This is a genomic window from Tabrizicola sp., from assembly GCF_036781545.1.
Taxonomy (GTDB): Bacteria; Pseudomonadota; Alphaproteobacteria; order Rhodobacterales; family Rhodobacteraceae; genus Tabrizicola.
Map to the genome: position 1 here is coordinate 1 of NZ_DAIQAT010000161.1, position 7836 is coordinate 7836.

Here is a 7836-nt window from a genome sequence, read left to right on the forward strand (position 1 = left end):
CAGCCCGATCCCGGTATTGCCCGCCGTGCCCTCGACGATGGTCCCGCCCGGCTTCAGAAGCCCCTTCGCCACCGCGTCCCTGATGATATACAGCGCCGCCCGGTCCTTGACCGACTGGCCCGGGTTCATGAACTCGGCCTTGCCGAGGATCGTGCAGCCGGTCATCTCCGACGCCTTCTTCAGCTTCAGAAGCGGCGTGTTCCCGATCGTGTCGGCCAGATCCTGATGAATGCGCATGGGGAGGGTCCTTCCTTGGTCACTGGAAGGTGTATGTGCGCAGGCGGGCAAACTCAAGCTGTGAGGGCGCCTCGCCGCTCACTCCGGCGGTTCCGAACCTCCAGGGTCGGCTTGGGCCCGGATCGGGTCGGCACCCTGCGGCCACCGCCAGCGTTGGTGAGCGCGCATCGCCTCAACCGGCTTGCCCCCGATCTCACGGGCGATCACGGCCAGCGATCTCCAAAGCGGCGGCAAGGGCGTAAACGGCGGTCGTTGTCGGCACGATCAGATGGCCTCACCAAAATGGTGCTCATGTGCGCAATGCGCGTGATCACTCAGCACTTCTATCACCCGGCAGTTCTCGACCGTGCCACAGGAACATTGCTCCAGCATCCGCTCCAGCTCCATCTCAAGAGCCTTCAGTCGCGCGATTCGGGCGCGGGTGGCGGCCAGCTGGGTGCGCGCGATGTCATCGACCGCGGCGCAGGGCTGGTCCGGCTGATCGGAAAGACTGAAAAGATCGCGGATCGCCTCAAGCGGGAACCCCAGCTCGCGTGCGTGGCGGATGAAGGAAAGCCTGTCCAGCATGGCAGCTGGATAAAGCCGCTGGTTCCCGCTGCTCCGGCCGGCTTCGGGCATCAGCCCGATCTGTTCATAATACCGGATGGTCGGCACCTTCACCCCTGCCGCTTGCCCAAGCTTGCCGATGGTCAGCATGGTTTTTCCTCTTGAACCTATAGTCGCTAGAGGAACTAGATAGACTGCTGACCCGATTCGGACAATCGGGAGACGGAAGGAACGGGCGATGGCAGAGCGGCTGGAATGGAACGTCACCGGGATGGATTGTGCCTCCTGCGTAGCCAAGGTCACGAAGGCCGTCGAACGAATGCCGGGCGTTGCCAATGTCTCGGTCGCGCTGATGGCCGAAAAGCTGTCGCTTGATCTGGAGCCGGAAACGACGCCGAAGGAAAAAATCGAGGCTGCGGTCAAGTCGCTGGGCTACGGCATCGCGGCGAAGGGCACGGCCGCCCCAAGGAAGAAGACCTTCGTACTGCCCGAGTCTGCGGGAGAGGCCCCCTCGTCGAAGCATATCCATGGCGACGGGCACCATGACGACGACGGGCATGACCATCATCCCAAGGCGGCGCAGGGCGACTCCGGCCACGGCAGCCCCGGCCATATCCACGACGATCCCAAGGATCGCGGCAAGCGCTGGTATCAGACCAGCAAAGGCAAGCTTGTCATCTTCACGGCAGTCCTCCTGGCCGCAGCCTGGGTGGTTGAATCCCTGTTCCCCGGTCCCGTCGGCTATTGGGCCTTTGTCGCGGCCTGCGTGATCGGAGTGGCGCCCGTGGCGCAACGGGCCTTCGCCGCCGCGCGGATGGGGCAATTCTTTACCATCGAAAGCCTGATGACCATCGCGGCCATCGGGGCGCTCTTCATCGGCGCGGCCGAGGAAGCGGCGCTGGTCGTGTTCCTTTTCGCGGTGGGCGAAGTGCTGGAGGGTGTCGCCGCCAACAAGGCGCGCGACGGCATCCGGGCGCTTGCGAACCTGGTGCCGAAGACGGCGCTGCTGGAGGTTTCGGGAAAAACACGCGAGGTGCCCGCCGAAAGCCTGGAGATCGGCCAGATCGTGCTGGCCCGCCCCGGCGATCGCATTCCGGCGGATGGCGAGATTATCGAGGGCACCTCGGGCGTCGATGATAGCCCGGTGACGGGCGAAAGCGTGCCGGTGACCAAGGGACCGGGCGATGCCGTCTTTGCCGGGTCGATCAACACCGAGGCCGCCTTGCGCATCAAGGTGACCAAGGCGGCCGAGGACAACACGATAGCGCGCATCATCAAGCTCGTGGAAGAGGCCGAGGAGGCCCGCGCGCCAACAGAGCGGTTCATCGACCGCTTCAGCCGGTGGTACATGCCGCTTATCGTCGCGCTGTCGGTGCTTGTGATCGTGGTGCCCCCGTTGTTCACCGGCGCGCCGTGGGAGACATGGATCTACCGCGGCCTCACACTTCTTCTCATCGGCTGCCCCTGCGCGCTGGTGATCTCCGTTCCCGCATCCATTGCGTCCGCGCTGTCGGCAGGCGCGAAGCGGGGGTTGCTGATGAAGGGCGGCGCGGTGATCGAGGCAGCGGCGAAGGTGCAGACCGTGGCATTCGACAAGACCGGCACGCTGACGCGGGGCCAGCCGGTGGTGACGGATGTGGTGGCGCTGGACGGCGCGACCGAGGCCGAGGTGCTGACCGTCGCCGCCGGGGTCGAGGCGGGGTCGAGCCACCCCCTTGCCGTGGCGATCATGGACCGCGCGGCGGCGGCCGGGGTGAAGACTCCGGCTGCAACAGAGGGACGGAACATCGTCGGCAAGGCGGCAGAGGCCAAGGTGGAGGGCCTCCTGGCTTGGGTCGGTTCCCTGCGCTTTGCCATGGAAAAGGGCGTGATGGCGCCCGAGGGGGTTTCCCGGGCAGAGCAGCTGGAGGCCGAGGGCAAGTCGCTCTCGGTGGTCTTCCGCGAAGGCCGGGCGCTGGGGCTGATCGCCTTGCGCGACGAACCGAAGACCGACGCGATGGAAGGCGTGCGCCAGCTAAAGGCGCTCGGGCTGAAGGCGGTCATGCTGACCGGCGACAACGCCCGCACGGCCGCGGCGATTGCCGGGGGGCTGGGGCTGGACCACAAGGCCGAGATGATGCCCAAGGACAAGGTCACGGCAATCCGCGCCATGGCAGCCGATGGCGGCGTCATGATGGTCGGCGACGGGATCAACGACGCTCCGGCGCTGGCGCAGGCATCGGTCGGCGTGGCGATGGGCTCCGGCACGGATGTGGCGCTGGAGACAGCGGACGCCGCAATCCTGCGCGACCGGGTGTCGGACATTGCGACCAAGATCAGGCTCGCCCGGGCGACGATGGCGAACATTCGGCAGAACGTCACCATCGCGCTGGGGCTGAAGGCGGTGTTTCTGGTCACGACAGTGCTGGGCCTGACCGGCCTGTGGATCGCCATTCTGGCCGACACCGGGGCCACTGTGCTGGTGACCCTGAATGCGCTGCGCCTTCTGAGCTACAACCCGGAGAAGGGCGCCTGAGCCGTATTGCAGGCTTTGCCAGAGGAATATCCCGCTGGTGCGTTCCATCGCCCGCCTCGCCCGGCGGTCGGGCAAAACTCCAGTGTTGCTCGACCGTTGCCAAGCAGGCTGGTGCGACCGCCCCTGAAACTCCCGGCCCACAGGCCTGGCAGATCAGTTTCGTCTGACAGTTCCCGACAGAAAGATCAGAGTATCACGCAATCGCTGGGTGCAAAGCCCAGCTCGATACTGTCGCCCTCGGCCGCCATCTGGCCGCTGATGGCAGTATTGACGCGAAGCGGCGCAGCCTCTCCGATGTCGACCTCATAGATGATCCGGCCGCCCAGATAGGAGGTCGAAGTGACCTTGCCCTGCAGCCGGTTCGCCCCCGGGCCGGGCCGGACCGTCAGCATCTGCGGGCGCACCACCACCGTCACCGCATCCCCCACCGCGAGGGTGCGAGGGGTGTCCAGATCCAGCGCATGGCCACCCGACAGGATGACGCTGACACCACCTGTGCGCAGGGCGCTGACGCGGCCGGGCAGCATGTTGGCCTTGCCCAGAAAATCGGCAACAAAAGGGGTGGCGGGGCGGTCGTAAACCTCTTGCGGGGTGCCGATCTGTTCGGCCCCGCCGGCGTTCATCACCACGATCCGGTCGGACATCGACAGCGCCTCTTCCTGATCATGCGTCACGAAGATGGCGGTGATGCCGGTCTGTTTCTGGATCTTCTTGATCTCGACCCGCATTTCCTCACGCATGTTGGCATCCAGCGCGGACAGGGGTTCGTCGAGAAGCAGAACCTCGGGCTCGAAAACGATGGCGCGGGCCAGGGCGATGCGCTGCTGCTGACCGCCCGAAAGCTGCGAGGGCAGCTTTTTCTCGGACCCGGGCAGGCGCACCATCTCCAGCGCGCGGGTCACTCGGCTGGCGATCTCGGCCTTGGGCACGTTGCGGTATTTCAGCCCGAAGGCGACATTGTCGAAGATGCTTTTATGCGGGAAGAGCGCGTAGTTCTGGAACACAAGTCCGATGTTGCGTCGGTAGATCGGAACATCGTCGATCCGCCGCCCGCCGATGGAGATCTGGCCACGGGTGATGTCCACCAGCCCGGCGATCGAGCGCAGAAGCGTGGTCTTGCCGCAGCCCGAGGGGCCAAGGAGGGTCACGAAACTGCCCTTCTCGATGGTCAGGGAAAAGTCATGCACGGCAACGAATTTGCCGTAGGAGACCTCGACATTGAGAAACTCGACCGCGGGGGTAGTCCCGGCTGCTGGCCGGGACTGGTTTTCGGAAGAGTCAGGCACCTTTGGCGATCCTGTCCCACTGTTTCTGCCACTCGGTCTCGTTCGCCGACCAGTAATTCGGATCGGCGAAGGTCAGGGCCTCCATCTTGCCGGTCGGATCGAACGCGGGCAGCGCTTTCACCTTGTCGGTCAGTTCCACCTTGGTCGGGTCCAGCGACGGCGGGTAGTTCTGGCCTTCCGCCACCGCGATGGAGGTCGCGGTGTCGAGCATGAAGTTGACCAGTTCCTCGCATTCCGCCATCGGCGAGCCCTTGAGGATCAGCATGTCCTCCATCCAGGCGTAAGAGCCGGGCGGGTCGATATAGCCGATGGGCGCGCCTTGCTGTTGCAGCGCGGCGACGCGGCCCGACCAGGCGTCGGTGACGACGATCTCGCCTTTCGACAACAGGTCCATCAGTTCCGCGCCCGAGGACCAGAACTTCTTCGCCAGATCGCGCTGCTCGCGGACCTTGGCCCAGACCGCATCCATATCGGCGATGTTGTTCGGGTCCTGGCCAGTGGCAAGCGCGGCATACCAGACGCGGGTGACCATGCTGTCATAGCCGCCGATCTTCCCGGCATAGGCCGAGTCGAACAGCATCGAGGCGCCCTTCTGGGCCGCTTCCTCTGGCGAGATCACGGTGGTGTTGTAGGCGATCCCGGTGGTGCCGTAGTCGTAAGGCACCGCCGACAGCTTGGGCGCCAGCTTGCGGAACGGCTCGATCATCGCGGGCATGACATTGGCCATGTTCGGGATATTGGCCTCGTTGATTTCCGAGGTCAGGCCAGCGTTGAGGTATTTGACGTAGTATTCCACGCCCGAGGAATGGATGACCTGGAAGTCGCCGGGGGCAGAGGTCTTGGCCTTGGCGATGATCTCGTTCTCGTCGCCGAAAGTGCCTTGGGTAACGCCGACGCCGCTTTTCGCGGTGAAGGGCTCGAAGGCGTATTTCGTCATCGCTTCCTGCACGACACCGCCCCAGCCGTCGAAGCGGATATCTTTTACCTGCGCAAGGGCCTTGCTGCCCCAGGGCAGGAAGATCCCGGCCGATGCGGCAGAGGCGGCGGTCAGGCCAAGAAAGCTCCGGCGGTCAAGGCCGCCGTTCTTGTAGCGGTCTTGCAGCCGCTCAAGCCGGGTGGTGGTGGTCAGTTTCATCATGCAGTCTCCCTGGTTTTGTATCGTCTCGTTCGTCTGGTGAAGATCTGGATCAGGATGCCGCCGATCAGCGGGATGCCCACGGTCATCACGATCATCACGGTGCCAAGGGCGTTCACCTCGGGCGAGATCGAGGTCTTCAGCATCGACAGGATCTGCGTCGGCATCGTCTCGACCCCGGCGGGACGCCAGAACAGGCTTGCCGAGGTGTTGTCGAAGGAAATCGTGAAGGCAAGCAACGCACCGGCCACCACGGCGGGGATCAGAAGCGGCAGGGTGATCTCGCGGAAGGTGGAAAGGCGCGAGGCACCCAGCGACATCGCCGCCTCTTCATAGATCCGCTTGACCCCGACCATCCGGGCCTGGGCGATCAGCACCACATAGGGCAAGGCCAGCAGGATATGTCCCAGCACCAGGATCGGCAGGCTGCGCGGCTGGTCGATCGACTTGATCAGGATCAGCAGACCGACGCCCAGAATGGTCTCCGGCACCAGCGCGGGCAGGATCACCAGCGTGCCCAGAAGCCCCTTGCCCCGGAAGTCGAAGCGCACCAGCGCCAGCGCGGTGACGATCCCCACCAGCGTGGTGACGGCCGCCGTGACGACCGCGATCCAGAGCGAGGTCTTGAACGCCTGAACGACCGCGGCATTCTCCAGCAGCTTGCCATACCACTGGAAGGAAAAGCCGGTCATCGGGAAGCCGCCGAACATCGACTTGTTGAAGGACAGCACCACCGTCGCGAGGATCGGTGCGAACATGAAGACATAGACCAGAACCGTCACCAGGCGCGTCAGCGCCCAGGCCCACCGGCCCTCTCTGTCGCGCGCGCCGCTCATCCGCTCAGACCTTTCACGATCTGCGACATCCCCATGTAACGGGTATAGATCGCCGCGACCGAGCCAAGGACGACGAAGAGCACGATGGACAGCGTGGCGCCCATCGGCCAGTTCAACTGCCCCATGATGGTATCATAGATCAGGTTGCCAAACAGCGCATCGCGCCCCGAGCCGAGGAGTTGCGGCGTCACATAGCTGCCCGCCGCCAGCACGAAGCACAGCATCAGACCGGCCGCCAGCCCGGGCAGTGAGAGGGGCAATGTCACTTCGCGGAATGCCTGAGCATTGGTACAGCCCATTGATCTTGCTGCAGAAATCAGAGTCCGGTCGATCCCTTCAAGACTGACGTATATGTTCAGGATCATGTAGGGCAGAAGGAAGTGGATCAGCCCCATGATCACCGCGCCTTCGGTGTAAAGCATCCGCAGCGGCGCGTCGATCAGTCCAAGGTTCATCAGCCAGACGTTGATCAGCCCCTGTTCGCCCAGAATATGGATCCAGGAGAAGGTGCGGATGGTGAAGCTGATCCAGAACGGCACGATCAGCAGCAGCAGAAGCAGCCATTTGTGCCGGAAACCGGTGGCCCAGATGAAATAGGCCGGGAAATAGCCGATCACGCCGCAGATCGCCGCCGTCACCATCCCCACCCGCAGGGTCTTCAGCAGGAAGCCGTGATAATAGCTGTCGGTCAGGAACTCGTGCCAGTTGGCCCAAGTCAGCGTCGCATCCTCGACCCCGGCTGTGACAAAGGTGAAGAAGGTATAAATCCCCATCACCAGAATCGGCAGGATCAGGAAACACAAAAGCAGCAGCGCGGCCGGAGCCACCAGAAGCCAGGCCAGCCGGGGGTCGTAGAGTTTCCACCCCCGCGTCACGCGCGCCTCATAGGTCCGGGCTGCCATAGCGCTGTCATCACCCCCGCTGGCCGAAACCACCGCCGTTGGTCGATCTCCCCAGCATGTACTGCCATGGTCCAGATCGCCGAAGTCCCCGTCAGTCCAGTCTTTTACCGGAGGCTAGCGGTAAAGGGTCACTGCTGTAAAATATCGCTTTCCGTCGCATTCATTCATTATTGATATATGGCGGCACCCAGCGGCTGTCCCTTTGCGTCTCGCCTCCGCAAATCGTGCTGAGGCGGTAGAGACGCTCGGCCCGGTCAGCCCTGCGCAAGACCGCGCGCCAAAAGCCGTGCCACCACATCGTCCAGCTCCTGCCCGATGGCCTCGACGAAACCGGCGCTCCACTGGCTTTGATGCACGGGGTCGGGTTGCCAGATGTTCA

At 63.9% G+C, this 7836-nt stretch carries 7 protein-coding genes; 1 reads left to right on the forward strand and 6 read right to left on the reverse strand.

Features of this window, described 5'->3' with window-relative positions; all coding sequences use genetic code 11:
* A partial coding sequence (locus tag V7Q39_RS17450; RefSeq protein ID WP_333817893.1) for a pyridoxal-phosphate dependent enzyme occupies nucleotides 1-237 on the reverse strand: 237 nt, incomplete at its 3' end.
* A gap of 264 nt (nucleotides 238-501) precedes the next feature.
* The gene (locus tag V7Q39_RS17455; protein ID WP_333817894.1) at nucleotides 502-933 is read right to left on the reverse strand and encodes a MerR family transcriptional regulator; all 432 of its coding nucleotides are present in this window, start codon (nucleotides 931-933) and stop codon (nucleotides 502-504) included.
* Nucleotides 934-1021: 88 nt separating this feature from the next.
* Between V7Q39_RS17455 and V7Q39_RS17460 the strand changes: the two genes are divergently transcribed.
* On the forward strand, nucleotides 1022-3298 hold the full coding sequence (locus V7Q39_RS17460; RefSeq protein WP_333817895.1) for a heavy metal translocating P-type ATPase: 2277 nt from the start codon (nucleotides 1022-1024) through the stop codon (nucleotides 3296-3298).
* Nucleotides 3299-3483: 185 nt separating this feature from the next.
* Here V7Q39_RS17460 and V7Q39_RS17465 read toward each other — a convergent pair whose 3' ends face one another.
* The 4 genes from V7Q39_RS17465 to V7Q39_RS17480 are packed head-to-tail and all read right to left on the reverse strand — an operon-like array spanning nucleotide 3484 to nucleotide 7457.
* On the reverse strand, nucleotides 3484-4584 hold the full coding sequence (locus V7Q39_RS17465; protein WP_333817896.1) for an ABC transporter ATP-binding protein: 1101 nt from the start codon (nucleotides 4582-4584) through the stop codon (nucleotides 3484-3486).
* Nucleotides 4577-5719, reverse strand: a complete 1143-nt coding sequence (locus V7Q39_RS17470) for an extracellular solute-binding protein (protein ID WP_333817897.1) — start codon at nucleotides 5717-5719, stop codon at nucleotides 4577-4579. The genes V7Q39_RS17465 and V7Q39_RS17470 overlap by 8 nt, the downstream gene beginning before the upstream one ends.
* On the reverse strand, nucleotides 5719-6555 hold the full coding sequence (locus V7Q39_RS17475; RefSeq protein WP_333817898.1) for an ABC transporter permease: 837 nt from the start codon (nucleotides 6553-6555) through the stop codon (nucleotides 5719-5721). The genes V7Q39_RS17470 and V7Q39_RS17475 overlap by 1 nt, the downstream gene beginning before the upstream one ends.
* On the reverse strand, nucleotides 6552-7457 hold the full coding sequence (locus tag V7Q39_RS17480; RefSeq protein WP_333817899.1) for an ABC transporter permease: 906 nt from the start codon (nucleotides 7455-7457) through the stop codon (nucleotides 6552-6554). The genes V7Q39_RS17475 and V7Q39_RS17480 overlap by 4 nt, the downstream gene beginning before the upstream one ends.
* Nucleotides 7458-7836 lie beyond the last annotated feature (379 nt).

Coding starts and splice junctions, on each gene's coding strand:
- V7Q39_RS17475 (WP_333817898.1), bottom strand. CDS start 6,555: ATGAGCGGCGCGCGCGACAGAGAGGGCCGGTGGGCCTGGGCGCTGACG.
- V7Q39_RS17460 (WP_333817895.1), top strand. CDS start 1,022: ATGGCAGAGCGGCTGGAATGGAACGTCACCGGGATGGATTGTGCCTCC.
- V7Q39_RS17455 (WP_333817894.1), bottom strand. CDS start 933: ATGCTGACCATCGGCAAGCTTGGGCAAGCGGCAGGGGTGAAGGTGCCG.
- V7Q39_RS17480 (WP_333817899.1), bottom strand. CDS start 7,457: ATGGCAGCCCGGACCTATGAGGCGCGCGTGACGCGGGGGTGGAAACTC.
- V7Q39_RS17470 (WP_333817897.1), bottom strand. CDS start 5,719: ATGAAACTGACCACCACCACCCGGCTTGAGCGGCTGCAAGACCGCTAC.